The organism is Vibrio hepatarius (assembly GCF_018860525.1).
Classification (GTDB): domain Bacteria; phylum Pseudomonadota; class Gammaproteobacteria; order Enterobacterales; family Vibrionaceae; genus Vibrio; species Vibrio hepatarius_B.
Genome location: NZ_JAHKPM010000039.1, coordinates 19,798 through 33,701, shown reverse-complemented (window position 1 = coordinate 33,701; position 13,904 = coordinate 19,798). Strand labels below are relative to the sequence as shown.

Here is a 13,904-nt window from a genome sequence, read left to right as displayed (position 1 = left end):
TACATGTGTCAATCCCTAGGTTCTAGTTAGAGAGATGTTGGCCTTGTTTTCTTATCGTTTCAAAGTGTGTGCACACTTCTTTTAGAGCATTAATTGTTCTCGGAGTCGGCCTGTTGAGCCAGTCAGAGTTAAGAGGCCAAATGTAATTGTTTTGGATGGCCGTCATTTGTTGTTTCCAACCTGACCATAAAGAAACAGCGGTAGAATGTTGTGATGAGAAAATAACATCGGGATTTTTCAATATCACCTGTTCTTTTCCAACCTGAGGATAAGGAACAGGACTATTTTTAAACACATTAACCCCACCGCAAAATGAAAATACTTCACTTGGCCAATGATTTTTTGCCACCGTCATCAATGGTTGATCGCTAAGCTGATAAAAGTAACTTACCGGAACATCGACTTCATATTCTTGCCTGAGATTTAGCAGTTGTTCTCTGAAGTTGTTTGCAGCTTTTTGGCCAATCGCGGGGTCTTTTGCATACTGACTTAACGTTTCAATATGCATGGCAATGTCTTCTAGTGATTCGATATTTACAGAGTAGGTATTGATGTTAAATGCTTTGAGCTTATCTAGTTCTTTAACTGGGTTTCCTCCTGGCCAAGCAATAACAAGATCAGGTTGTAGGGCAATGATACGTTCAATCTTTATTCCCTGATGATTCGATACTTTCTCAAGTGATTTTGCTTGTGGTGGATAATCACTGTATTCACTAACGGCAACAATTTTATTCCCCAGACCAGCGGCATAGGCTAGTTCGGTGGTATGAGGGGCTAGACTTATCACTCGCTCTACCGGCGCTGCAATTAGGTAGGTGGGTAGCAGAATGAAGAGTAAAAGAAGTCGCTGACAAAGCATTTAAATTCCCTGATAGATAAGCCCCATGATGGCACTTTGTAGCATTATCCATGCAAACATTCTCCATGCAAGTAAACGTTGTACCTGAGCGATATGAATGGCTGAAGGGGCTATTCTTCCTCCGAGTTTGCTCCGAACTGCCTTTCTTCCATCGTATATAGCAGGGCCACCAAGAGAAAGTTGTTGCTTCACGCCTACTGACACAAGCAGCCACGCGGGTCCAGGCAACGGCCAAGCACTTGCTTGTAACTTGAGGAGTGAAAAGACTTCACGAGTCCTCCCTCCCAGCGCTATTATTAGAGCGAATAGACGCAGTGGGATGAAGTCTAATATCGCGACTAATCTTATGACAGGAATACCAAAAGGGGAAAATCGCTTTCGGGAAGGAGACCATGCTCTGGCAAGCTCGACTGTCATGCGATAGAGAAAAGCACCAATTCCCCCAGCTAAGGCATACCAGAATAATACAGCAACTACATTTCGGCCATAGGACATGATAAGGGTTTCGGTTCCAGCTTTACCTAAACCAAGTAACGACAATGAGTGGGTTGAACGATTGACGATAGGTTTAAGAAGCATTTTGGCATGTTCTTTATCTTCTCTTGCTATTGCTAAAACAAAGTGGCTAGTAAATCTGTCAGTATTACGCCAATCAATGGCGAGAAGCAATAAAGCGAGGTCAAATAATTGTACCTGCCAAACCAGAGGTTTCAATGCTAGGAGAATAACAAGCATAGGTATGGTCATCAGCAACATTGCTAAGGTACCAGAAATTAAGCTTTGAGAGTAATTGGTGTTGGTATTAACCTTGTCTGCCAACTGTTCTGCAAACTTATGCCACAGAATAGCTGGGTGAGCCTCACGCGGAAATGGCAAGATCAGATGGCACAATAAAGCGCCCCACAACACCAGCAGGGCACCATTTGAATATAGCTGATTAAAGAGAGTTTCCACGACTATCAGTAACCGATATAATAGTTAAGATTTGAGTAACTTGACCATATTTGACACCATTTCAGAAGAGCTTTGAGCCGCTAAAGGTAGGAACTCTTCAAAGCTCATTGGTGATTCTTTATCTGCTACATCGGAAATAGCTCTTACAACTACAAAGGGCACCTTGAATTGGTGGCAAACTTGAGCGATTGCTGATGCTTCCATTTCGACTGCAACCACAGATGGGAAGTGCTGTCGGATAAATGCTTGACGTTCATTGGAGCATACAAAGGCATCACCTGTACAAATCAGACCTCGTACCGCATGTTTACCTTCCATTTGAGCCAAAGCTTTTTCTGCTGTATTCATTAACTTTGAATCAGCAATAAATGATGCGGGCTGGCCAGCCATTTGCCCTATCTCATAACCGAAGGCGGTGACATCAGCATCGTGGTGACGAACTTCAGTAGAAATAACCACGTCGCCCAAGTTCAAGGTTGAATCAAACCCACCTGCAGAACCAGTGTTGATGACTACATCGGGCTGATATTCATCTAAGAGAATAGTAGTACCTACAGCGGCCGCGACTTTTCCAATACCTGATTGGAGGAGAATAACGTCAACTCCATTGAGTTGCCCCGAGTAGAAAGTACAGCCGGCTTTAGATGCTTGTTTTATGTCTGTTATTGCTTGTCTTAGAAGAGTAACTTCTTGCTCCATTGCACCTATGATGCCAATTTTCATAAGGATTCCTGTTATTTCGGGGTGTAGGTTGTAATGAGCTAAGTGTAACAGAAATGCCCCAGATAGGAATGATACGTCAGACAGGCAAGCAGTATTAATACAGGTAGGTTTTGGATTTATTTATATGAGTACAGTAGATGTATAAATTAGCTTATAAATTTCCTATTGCTTAAGCATTCGCTATCCCATATAATTCGCGCTTCTCGTGTCGGCTGAATCAGAGATTGGCTGGCACATTGTTTAACTTACTCTTATGTTAGGAGAGAATATGTCTCTGAATGCAGAAACTAAAGCAGCAATCGTTGCTGACTACGCACGTGGTGAAGGCGACACAGGTTCACCAGAAGTTCAAGTAGCTCTACTTACCGCTTCTATCAACCACCTACAAGGTCACTTCAAAGCACACAAAGGCGATCACCATAGCCGTCGTGGTTTGTTACGTATGGTTTCTAGTCGTCGTAAACTTCTAGATTACCTAAAAGGTAAAGATCTAGATCGTTACCATGACCTAATCAAGCGTCTAGGCCTACGTCGCTAATAAGCGATTGCATAGAACAGTTTGTTGAAAAGGGGCTTTTTGCCCCTTTTTTGTTGGCTAAATTTAGCCAAATCAAATTTATCTCGTTATACTACGCACGCGCGTACTCATATTGTTAATTGAGTGCGCTAAAGTATAGCTCATAGCATTGCAGTCAACCTCGTCGACCAAAAGGTCGCGGCTATTATAAATGACATTGTCCTTGAAATAATTTCATACTGGTACAGTGCATTTTTACTAGTCGCGATTTGTAGTGCCTTGAGTGCCATTAAACACACTCTGAGAACTTTTTAAATGACTCAGAAGCAAGGAATAACAATGTTTGAAAAACCAGTTGTTAAAACGTTTCAATACGGTAATCATACCGTTACTCTAGAAACTGGCGTCATTGCTCGTCAAGCTACTGCAGCAGTGATGGTAACGATGGATGATACAGCAGTATTTGTCTCTGTCGTTGGTAAAAAAGAAGCGGTTGAAGGTCAAGACTTCTTTCCGCTAACAGTAAATTACCAAGAGCGTACATACGCTGCTGGTAAAATCCCGGGTGGTTTCTTCAAACGTGAAGGCCGTCCTTCAGAGGGTGAAACTCTAACGGCTCGCTTAATCGATCGCCCTATTCGTCCACTTTTCCCGGGTACGTTTAAAAATGAAGTTCAGGTAATTGCTACTGTAGTTTCTGTTAATCCTGATGTTCAACCAGACATGGTCACAATGATCGGCACATCTGCTGCTCTTGCTATTTCGGGTATCCCGTTTAACGGTCCTATCGGTGCAGCACGTGTTGGTCATATCGATGGTAAGCTAGTACTGAACCCAAGCAATACTGAGCTAGCTGCTTCGAAGCTTGATCTAGTGGTTGCAGGTACTGAAGGCGCTGTTCTTATGGTTGAATCTGAAGCAGATAACCTAACAGAAGAAGAGATGCTTTCTGCTGTTGTATTTGGTCATGACCAGCAACAAGTTGTGATTAATGCGATCAACGAGTTTGCAGCAGAAGTAGCAACTCCAGCTTGGGATTGGGTTGCTCCTGAAGAGAATACAGTACTTAACTCTAAGATTGCTGAACTTGCGGAAGCTAAGCTTATTGAAGCTTACCAAATCACCGAGAAGATGGCTCGTTACGACCGCATCCACGCGATTGCTGCAGAAGTAAACGATGTACTACTTGCTGAAAATCCAGAAGCAAACACCAAAGAAATTCACACTATCTTCCATGATCTAGAGAAGACAGTGGTACGCCGTAGCATCATCGCGGGTAACCCTCGTATCGATGGTCGTGAGAAAGACATGGTTCGTGCATTAGATGTGCGTACTGGAGTTCTTCCTCGTACACATGGTTCATCACTATTTACTCGTGGTGAAACCCAAGCAATCGTAACAGCGACTCTAGGTACGCAGCGCGATGCTCAAATCATTGACGAGTTAACGGGTGAACGTAAAGATCACTTCTTATTACACTACAATTTCCCTCCATACTGTGTTGGTGAAACTGGTTTTGTAGGCTCTCCAAAGCGTCGTGAAATCGGCCATGGTAAACTTGCTAAGCGCGGTATCGCTGCAGTAATGCCTTCTGTTGATGAGTTCCCATACACAGTGCGTGTTGTATCGGAAATCACTGAATCTAACGGTTCGTCTTCAATGGCATCAGTATGTGGTACTTCTCTAGCACTTATGGATGCAGGTGTACCAATTAAATCCTCTGTTGCAGGTATTGCAATGGGTCTTGTTAAAGAAGGTGATGACTTCGTTGTTCTTTCTGACATCCTTGGTGATGAAGACCACTTAGGTGATATGGACTTTAAAGTAGCAGGTACTAATACTGGTATCACTGCACTACAAATGGATATCAAGATCGAAGGAATCACTAAAGAGATCATGCAAATTGCGCTTAACCAAGCTCAAGGAGCACGTAAGCACATCCTTTCTGTAATGGATGAAGCGATTTCTGGCGCTCGTGAAGATATCTCTGAGTTTGCTCCGCGTATCCATACCATGAAGATCAGTTCAGAGAAGATCAAAGACGTTATCGGTAAAGGTGGTGCAGTTATCCGTGCTCTAACTGAAGAGACTGGTACAACTATCGAAATCGAAGACGATGGCACTATCAAAATTGCTGCGACGGAAGGTGAGGCAGCTAAAGAAGCAATTCGTCGTATTGAAGAAATCACAGCAGAAGTTGAAGTCGGACGTATCTACTTAGGTAAAGTAGCTCGTCTTGCAGACTTTGGTGCATTTGTCACCATTCTTCCAGGTAAAGATGGTCTAGTACATATTTCTCAAATTGCAGAGAAGCGTGTTGAGAAAGTGTCAGATTACCTTGCTGAAGGTCAAGAAGTTCAAGTTAAAGTACTTGAGATTGACCGTCAAGGTCGTGTACGCCTTAGTATGAAAGAAGCAGTTGAAAAACCTGCTGAAGAAACTATGACAGAGCAACCATCTGTTGATGCTGAGTAATTGGCTTATCTAGCTTAAAGCATGTTATAAAGGGAGCATTTAGCTCCCTTTTTTATAATATGTACAATGTTGAAATAGGGCTTTAGCGAAGGAGTATTTATTTGTGAAATGGTTTCAAGCTACCGCACTAAGCATAGCCTTATTAGGTAATGCGGGCTGTTCAACTTTGATTGATAGCCAGCCAGAGTGGGTATTTCCACCTATGGTGGAAGCACTGCAGCCGACGTTACAACAAGAAGTGCAGATTGCTAGGCTAAGTCAATTACTTCAAAGAGATGATCTGCCTAATGAAACCCGAGCAAAGATGTACTTTGAAAGAGGGAGCTATTACGATAGCGTAGGGCTACGTAACTTAGCTAGGTTAGACTATGAACAATCCTTAGCTATTTTTCCAGCTCAAGCGGATCTCTTTAACTTATTAGGTGTTTACTTCACTGAAAATAGAAATTTTGATGCCGCTTATGATGCGTTTGATTCAGCACTAGAACTTGCTCCTGAAAATGCTTATGCTGCGCGAAATAGAGCCATTGCTTTATATTACGGCGATAGATTTGAATTAGCTCTCGAAGATATGCAGAAGCACTACGATCAAGAGCCAAGTGATCCTTTTAGAGCCTTGTGGCTATATATAGTTAAGTCTAAAGTCTCTCCTGAAACTGCTAAGCAAGAGCTTGAGGGGCGTTTTAAGAATGGGGATAGGCAGTGGGGATGGTTTCTCGTTGCACTCATGTTAGGTGAGGTATCTGAAAAAGATGCATTTACCGCAATATATCGTACCAGCAAGGATAGAACCGTTCGAGCTCAACGTTTGACGGAAGCTTATTTTTATCTAGGGAAGCGTTATCAGGCAATGGGAACAGACAGTGATTTAGCTAAAGCGGTTTCTTTCTATAAATTAGCCATTTCATTTAATGTATTTGATTATGTTGAGCATCGCTATGCATTTCTGGAACTCCAGGGAATTTATGATCAGGTGCAGAAGAAAGAATTAGCAGAATCAACTAAAAAACAGGCTGCTCTTTAGTCGAGATATCTGAAAGATAAAACCGTGGCTAAATCAAGCTGCGGTTTTTTATTGTGATAAACCGGCGAATAAATCAATATTCTTAGCTTGGTTACCTATCTGGACATTAAGTCTTGATAATCGTTGATTGAATCAAGCTCTGAAAACGATTTAGCATCAATCTATAAAGTTACCCTTCCTCTCTCAAAATGGTTATTGGTATGCAAACCTCAATCTACCGCCAATTTTGGAAATATACAGTTCCTACTATCGTGGCAATGCTAGTCAGTGGGCTTTATCAAGTTGTGGATGGTATTTTTATCGGACGCTACGTAGGGGCTGATGGATTGGCTGGTATTAATATTGCCTGGCCAGTGATTGGCACTATTCTAGCCATAGGCATGATGATTGGTGTTGGTACTGGAGCGCTGATTTCAATTCATCAGGGACAGAAAGATAGTATTGGAGCAAAGCAGGTTCTGGCCACTGGACTGTTGATGTTATTAGTGTCAGTGCCGATGGTGTCAGGATTATTGGCTTTTTTTTCTGACGATTTTTTACGTTGGCAAGGTGCTCAAGGACGGGTGTTTGAATTGGGACTGCAATATATTAACGTTCTTATTGGATCTTGTATTTTTTCCTTGGGTTCGATTGCGGCTCCATTTCTATTACGCAATGATCACAGTCCCAAACTCGCGACCTATTTAATGGTTTTAGGTGCAATACTCAACATAGTATTTGATTACGTATTTATCGTCTGTCTTGGGTGGGAGTTAACAGGGGCTGCTATTGCAACAGGTGGGGCTCAAATGATAGTGACTATCCTTGGAGTAGGCTACTTTTTCTCTCAACAGGCGACATTAAATCTTTGTGTATCTGACTTCAAAATTAAGTTATTTCTGGTACTCAAGATTATTAATACTGGGCTTGCTAGCTTTTTTATGTATGCCTATGGAGCAATTATGGTTGCTATTCATAATGGTTTACTTGCTCTTTATGGTGACCAAATGATAATTGGTGCTTATGCTATTCTTGGGTATATTGTAACAGTGTATTATCTCATTGCTGAAGGTACTGCAAATGGAATGCAGCCGTTAGTGAGCTTCAATCATGGTGCTTGCCATCAGCCTAACGTAAGAAAATTACTCAAAGTGGCAACGATAAGCGCAGTATTGATTGGTTTTTTATTTGTGTGTTTATTGAATCTATTTCCCAAAGAGTTTGTTTCTATCTTCAATAATACCGATGAAGAACTGATTAAAAATGCTATTTTAGGTATACGATTACACCTTTTTGCACTTGCTCTTGATGGCTTTCTTGTTGTAGCTGCTGCTTATTATCAGGCGATAAATAAAAGTGGAAAAGCTATGTTTGTGATAGTTGGTAATATATTGATCCAGTTGCCATTCCTATATCTAATGCCTAAGTTGATGGGGGTTAAAGGAATATGGATCGCCTATCCGATGTCGAATGTAGCCTTGAGTATTATGGTTGTTTTTATGTTAATTAAAGATGTTCGCCGATATCAAATTGAAAAGCCCCAGCAGGTTTTAGCCTAAGGCATTTTTCGTCTTATCAGATATATTTTTCCTTGATTTTACTTTAATTTATGGTTTTTAATTCACAAATAATGAGTTAAGATTCATTTTTGGTTGGTTTTTTATTTGTATTTGTCAATTCCAATATTAATCTTTGAAGATAATAATAATTAAACCTTATATCATTCAAATACTTATATTGATTTTTATTTGGAGCAATATCGCATTTTGCGTTACTATATTGATGGTTGTGTTAAATACAAGGCGAAAGTTTTTTGTCATTTATATAATTCAGTCACTAGTCTTAGTATTAAGACAGATTATCGGGGGGAGTCCCTATAATGTAACGTTTGCGTTAGTGTATTTCCAGACACAACATTACAATTAAAAAAAAGAAAGGGATATATTGCATGGCTAGTCAGTTCCGAATGGACTCTATTCCTGGTTCACTTATCGTCGTTGGTGGTACTTATGAACCATGGTTATCAGTACTAGAGCAGGTCGGTTGGCGTTGCACTCAATGTGCAGATTTACGCAAAGCAGACTCATTATTTAATCAAACCGGACCCTGTATTGGTATTGTTGATCTGAGCCATGATGAGTTTAGTCTAAATGGTATTGCTAATTTAGTCAGTAACCACAAGCAAGTTCGTTGGTTAGCATTTATACGAGAGTCGCAGTTAAGTACTGACACCATCTGTCAGTTTATAGTCAACTTTTGTATTGATTTTTTCACCGCGCCAATTCCAGATGCTCAATTATTGAACACTATTGGGCACCAGCTTGGTATGTTAAAGCTTGAGAAAAAAGTATGGCCAAATTATGGTAGCAATAACAATATTGGCTTGATTGGTAATTCTATACCAATGAAACGTTTGGGGGATCAAATTAAACGTATTGGTCCAACCGATGTTAGTATTTTGATTTACGGTGAGAGCGGTACAGGCAAAGAAACCGTGGCTCGAGCTGTTCATAAAACGTCATCTCGCTCTCAGAAAGAGTTTATTTCAGTTAATTGTCGAGCGATGTCAGAGAGACGGTTGGAAAGTGATTTATTCGGTATCAACCGCGATGACCTTTCTGAACCCTCCATTCTTGAGAAAGCAGATGGTGGTACGATTTTACTCAATGATATTTTGACTTTACCTCATTCTCAGCAACTTAATTTGTTGCGTTTTTTGCAGGAAGGTACGATCGATACTGAAGAAGGGAGTCGCGAAGTAGATGTTCGTATTCTCACTGCCAATTCTGGTGATATTGAAAAAGCGTTAATGGATGGCAATTTTAACGATGAGCTTTATCACTATATCAACGTACTGCGGATTAACGTCCCCAGTTTGAAGGAACGAGCTGGGGATATTGCGATTTTAGCTCGTCACTTTCTTCAAGAATATTCCAAGGAATACAATGCCCAAGCAAGAAGTTTCTCTGAAGAGGCGACACGCGAGTTAACTCGCTATCATTGGCCAGGCAACGTTCGTGAATTAATGAACCAAATTAAACGCATTGTATTGATGTCTGATACTGTGATGTTAGATGAGCAGCATTTGGATTTACCTAAACGCAGTGAAGGTAAAAGGAGTTTAAAGAGCATACGTGAAAGCAGTGAACGGGATGCATTACTCGTTGTTTTAGAGTCACATGGTGGACAAGTTGCGATGGCAGCTAAAGAGCTTGGTATCTCTCGTGCAACTATGTATCGGTTACTCAATAAACACAATTTAATTGCTGATATAGTAACTTGAACTGGTAGTCACACTTTTTAGTGTGACGCACCATGAGATTATCCTGAAGTATAAATAGTTAATAAGTCGATCTATTGACCTATATTAAGAAAAACATTTTATTTTCATAATCTGATATCGATTATAAAAAGCGGAAAAATCTTTATTATATCTTATTGATAAAAATACATTGAAATAATAATTAATATGCGTAAGATGGCATTGTGAGTTCATACTCACATCCCTACATATATCTGGATTAATTATTTACTAGGAGGCGGAAATGAAACATATCAGCATTACAGCATTTATCGATACCTCTAGTTTTCATGTTTCTATTCTCACGGGGTACAGAACTGTATCTAGTATCTGTGATTTTAGAGTGGAAAAAGTAATGTAATTAGTCCGTAACCATTTATTTTAATTGGCTGCGGAAAAGCAGCGAATTAAAAGAGATCCTACTTTCGACTTATTCGTTGATTTTTCTCGGCCATATTGATTGGAGAATTATCATGAGTCACTCTGTTTATTTAAAACTTGCCACCTTTTTAGTTAAAGCTGATCTACGCCTTGAAAATAGGAAATGGAAGCGTCGTGTTCGCCGTGCTGCTTTCCATGCTCCAGTGAACAATTCTCACCTTATGCGTGATATCGGTTTAGAAGTAGATGGTCGTTTTATCGCAGATACTGTTCCTGACAATGTAAAAACTGAACGCCGTATTCGCCATCTTCGGCGAGTCCTAAGTTTGCGAATATCGACGTAACAGTCTGGCCAGCTAAGCCTTTCTTAGTTGGCCTTAAATGTGTCTGCCAGCCAGTATAATCTGGCTGGCGTCCTTCACTTCAAGGACATGGATTTGAGTAAGTAATACCAATTTCTTGTAATCCAAGCAGTAATTCTTCACTGAGCTCAATATCTAAACTATCAATGTTAGATTTTAACTGCTGTAAGTTTGTTGCACCTATAATGTTTGAAGAAACAAAAGGTCTTTGATTGACAAAGGCTAGCGCCATCTGGGCAGGATCTAAGCTATGCTCTCTTGCCAATTTTACGTAAGCTTCAGTTGCTTTAATTCCTTGAGGTGTAAAATAACGTACGAAGCGCTCGAATAAAGAACACCTTGCACCACTAGGGCGATTATCATTCAGGTATTTACCACTCAAGCACCCAAAAGCAAGAGGTGAATAGGCTAACAGTTGGACCCCTTCATAGTGGCTTACTTCAGATAAACCAACCTCAAAACTCCGATTAAGAAGATTGTAAGGATTTTGAATGGAGACAATACGTGGTAGTTCGTGCTTTTCAGCTAAACGAAGTAATGTCATAACACCCCATGGTGTTTCATTGGATACTCCTAAATAACGTACTTTTCCCGCTTGGACAAGACCAGCTAGCGTTTCTAGGGTTTCAATCAGAGTGACTTCTTCATGTTGATCAGGGTATGGGTAGTTTAATTGACCGAAGCAATTTGTTTGACGTTGAGGCCAATGGAGTTGGTAGAGATCGATATGATCCGTTTGCAATCGCTTTAAGCTATCATCTATTGCCTGATGAATATTACGCCTATCAAGACTCATATTGTCTCGTATATAAGGTATGTTTCTTGGACCTGTAACTTTAGTGGCCAGCACCACTTTTTCTCGTTTACCAGATTTTTTCAACCAGTTACCGATATAAGTTTCAGTTAAACCTTGAGTATCTGCTTTGGGAGGGACAGGATACATTTCTGCTGTATCAATAAAGTTTACTCCGCGCTCTAGAGCATAATCTAGCTGCTCAAACGCCTCTCGTTCGGAGTTTTGCTCACCGTACGTCATAGTGCCAAGACATATTTGGCTTATTTCAAGAGTGGAGTGAGGTAACTTATTGTATTGCATTGAACTTCCTTACTCTATTGGCCTTCACTACCAATATAGGGTATTGAAACGCAAGATTAAATGCATACCAGTAACAATTTCGCAAAACTTTACAATGTTAGCTAAAATTTACTACGGAGGTGAAGCATGCAGAAAAGTCAGTTAGATAAGTGGATTCATGGTCATCATAAGGATAATTATCAATCACCAAAGGTATTTGTGATTGGTTGTTCCGACTTGTCCCATTACCTTCTTGCAGTCGAGTACAAACACAAATTAGAGCCGATCAAAGAAAAAGATCAGCCAATACATTTTGAGTCTCTAGATTTGGTTAAAGAGGTCTTATTAAAATTGGGCGTTGAAAAGGCTTACTTGCGGTTGCATAACACCTATGATGAATGCGGTGTAGGTGATGGACCCTTTTATTATGATATTGAACTATCTTTGACCACCCACTAGTAGAAGTTTTGAGCCAAAATGCGTGAGGTAAATTGCTTACGAAGATAAAAACCACGAGGCAATGTCATAATTGGTTTGCCCGCGGCTCCGTAAGCTTCAGTTAAAATGCGGCTATGTGCTGCTTTTGGTCTTAATTGTAATACTTGACCATGGCGAGCTGTAATTTTTTCCACCTGACCTAGGACGATCATTTCCATCAATTCTTCCCAGTCTGCTTTGAGTTGTGAACTTTCTTCTATGCTTGGGGCCCAGATCAAAGGGGTTCCAACTCGGCGTTCAGCTAGAGGTATTTCTCGTTCACCCTCAACTGGGATCCAGAGTACTCGAGAAAGTTTGTTTCGGACATGGCTGTTTTCCCAAGTCAGCCCTTGTATACCAATTAACGGAGCCACACAGACGAATGTTGTTTCTAGTGGTTTTCCCACGTAACTGATGGGGATCGTCTTTAATTCGATGCCTAAGTGTACGAAATCTTGTTGAGCTTTACTGCCAGAAGCTGCCCCTAGATGCCATTCTAGGAGTTGTCCAACCCAGCCTTTATCCCTTTTGAGGTTTGGTGGGACGGTAACGTTAGCTTCTTTAGCTAACTCTTTTAAGTTGATACCAGCAATATTCATCGCTCGATTGAGTAATTCTTGCTCAGATTTGGGTTCCGTCTTCATGAGAATGTCTTGGATCTAAAATACAAGCCTTAGTGTATCGGATTTATGCTTAAAGTGTCGAAACTTGATCCTACTTGCTAAAAGATCTCGATAGGTATAGTTATCCACAGCATTTGGCATCGGCAGGGATCCCTAGGTAAGAATGTATGAATAAATAGGGATTTTTCTGGCACTTATGACTTGCATTTTAGTAATTTACTTTGTTTAGCATGATCCTGATGTGGATAAAATGAACTGTGATGGATCTTTAACCGATCTAACCCCAAGTTAAAGTAGCTAGTCTATATTATTGGTAATGGTTACATAGATCTATTTATAAATGTTTGATTTTTATTGATTGTTTTTCTTATTTCAATTTTTTATGGAATGCTTAATCACAATGACACTAAGTTTAAATTGCTTTTTATGGAATTTTTCACATGGTTATGCACAGAAAAGGTGAATAAATGTGGAGTGTGTCTCACCATGTTGTGAATAACTGCTTGTTTAGACGAAAAGTATTCATAAATTGCTCTTCGTAGCATATTTTATGTGTGAATTACGAGAGTAAGTTTGCTACATCTGGGTATATGTGGAAAAATCACAGTAATTAAGAATTTATTAGAGGTTGGCCAGTGATAGATGGCGATGGTTACCGATTAAATGTGGGAATAGTAATTTGTAACAACCATGGTCAGGTCTTCTGGGCTAAACGATACGGACAACATTCATGGCAGTTTCCTCAAGGGGGAATTGATGATGGGGAAACTCCTGAGCAGGCAATGTTTAGAGAGTTGTATGAAGAGGTTGGCCTTAATGATAAAGATGTAAAGATCGTAGCAACGAGTCGGCATTGGTTAAGATATAAGCTACCTAAGAGATTAGTTCGTTGGGACTCCAAGCCTGTCTGTATTGGACAAAAACAGAAATGGTTCCTTCTTCGTCTAGATTGTGATGAATCACAGGTTAATATGCAGCGAGGAAATGCCCCTGAATTTGATGGTTGGCGCTGGGTAAGTTATTGGTATCCTGTTAGACAAGTGGTGTCTTTTAAGCGTGATGTTTACCGCAGAGCAATGAAGGAGTTCTCTTCGGTAGCAATGCCATTTAAAGAGCGTAAAGCGAAAGGTAAGCGTAAGCAAAGAAGAGGGTAG

At 40.4% G+C, this 13,904-nt stretch carries 13 protein-coding genes; 8 read left to right on the top strand and 5 right to left on the bottom strand.

Annotated features, from left to right (window positions below):
* Positions 1-22 precede the first annotated feature (22 nt).
* Genes btuF through mtnN form a run of 3 tightly spaced genes read right to left on the bottom strand, consistent with a single transcriptional unit; the run spans position 23 to position 2,536 of the window.
* Positions 23-859 (bottom strand): vitamin B12 ABC transporter substrate-binding protein BtuF, encoded by an 837-nt coding sequence (gene btuF, locus KO511_RS10990; protein WP_215987474.1) that lies wholly within the window; start codon positions 857-859, stop codon positions 23-25.
* Complete coding sequence (locus KO511_RS10985) at positions 860-1,813, bottom strand: cobalamin biosynthesis family protein (RefSeq protein WP_215987473.1); 954 nt, start codon at positions 1,811-1,813, stop codon at positions 860-862.
* Between the two features lie 24 nt (positions 1,814-1,837).
* Positions 1,838-2,536, bottom strand: a complete 699-nt coding sequence (mtnN, locus tag KO511_RS10980; protein WP_215987472.1) for a 5'-methylthioadenosine/S-adenosylhomocysteine nucleosidase — start codon at positions 2,534-2,536, stop codon at positions 1,838-1,840.
* A 268-nt stretch (positions 2,537-2,804) separates the two neighbouring features.
* Between mtnN and rpsO the strand changes: the two genes are divergently transcribed.
* The 6 genes from rpsO to KO511_RS10950 all read left to right on the top strand — a co-directional run bounded on the left by rpsO (position 2,805) and on the right by KO511_RS10950 (position 10,557).
* Positions 2,805-3,074 (top strand): 30S ribosomal protein S15, encoded by a 270-nt coding sequence (gene rpsO, locus KO511_RS10975; RefSeq protein WP_215987471.1) that lies wholly within the window; start codon positions 2,805-2,807, stop codon positions 3,072-3,074.
* A 318-nt stretch (positions 3,075-3,392) separates the two neighbouring features.
* The gene (gene pnp, locus KO511_RS10970) at positions 3,393-5,528 is read left to right on the top strand and encodes a polyribonucleotide nucleotidyltransferase (protein ID WP_215987470.1); all 2,136 of its coding nucleotides are present in this window, start codon (positions 3,393-3,395) and stop codon (positions 5,526-5,528) included.
* Between the two features lie 103 nt (positions 5,529-5,631).
* On the top strand, positions 5,632-6,552 hold the full coding sequence (gene nlpI, locus KO511_RS10965) for a lipoprotein NlpI (protein ID WP_215987469.1): 921 nt from the start codon (positions 5,632-5,634) through the stop codon (positions 6,550-6,552).
* 200 nt (positions 6,553-6,752) lie between these two features.
* Positions 6,753-8,090, top strand: coding sequence for an MATE family efflux transporter (locus tag KO511_RS10960; protein WP_215987468.1), 1,338 nt, complete (start codon positions 6,753-6,755; stop codon positions 8,088-8,090).
* A 389-nt stretch (positions 8,091-8,479) separates the two neighbouring features.
* A complete protein-coding gene (gene vpsR, locus KO511_RS10955) occupies positions 8,480-9,814 on the top strand; it encodes a cyclic-di-GMP-binding transcriptional regulator VpsR (protein ID WP_215987467.1) in 1,335 nt (444 codons plus the stop codon).
* A gap of 491 nt (positions 9,815-10,305) precedes the next feature.
* Entirely contained in the window at positions 10,306-10,557 is a 252-nt protein-coding gene (locus KO511_RS10950) for a DUF1127 domain-containing protein (RefSeq protein ID WP_215987466.1), read from the top strand.
* A gap of 79 nt (positions 10,558-10,636) precedes the next feature.
* On the opposite strand, the gene KO511_RS10945 is transcribed toward KO511_RS10950, so the two are convergent.
* Positions 10,637-11,671 carry an NADP(H)-dependent aldo-keto reductase gene (locus KO511_RS10945; RefSeq protein WP_215987465.1) on the bottom strand — a complete coding sequence of 345 codons (1,035 nt, stop codon included), beginning with the start codon at positions 11,669-11,671 and terminating at the stop codon, positions 10,637-10,639.
* A 126-nt stretch (positions 11,672-11,797) separates the two neighbouring features.
* Here KO511_RS10945 and KO511_RS10940 point away from each other — a divergent pair, with 126 nt between their 5' ends.
* On the top strand, positions 11,798-12,109 hold the full coding sequence (locus KO511_RS10940; protein WP_215987464.1) for a DUF6482 family protein: 312 nt from the start codon (positions 11,798-11,800) through the stop codon (positions 12,107-12,109).
* Here the strand turns inward: KO511_RS10940 and mutH are convergent.
* Positions 12,106-12,771 carry a DNA mismatch repair endonuclease MutH gene (mutH, locus tag KO511_RS10935; protein WP_215987463.1) on the bottom strand — a complete coding sequence of 222 codons (666 nt, stop codon included), beginning with the start codon at positions 12,769-12,771 and terminating at the stop codon, positions 12,106-12,108. The two genes, KO511_RS10940 and mutH, sit on opposite strands and share 4 nt — an antisense overlap.
* A 614-nt stretch (positions 12,772-13,385) precedes the next feature.
* On the opposite strand from mutH, the gene rppH reads away from it, so the two are divergent.
* Positions 13,386-13,904, top strand: coding sequence for an RNA pyrophosphohydrolase (gene rppH, locus KO511_RS10930; protein ID WP_215987462.1), 519 nt, complete (start codon positions 13,386-13,388; stop codon positions 13,902-13,904).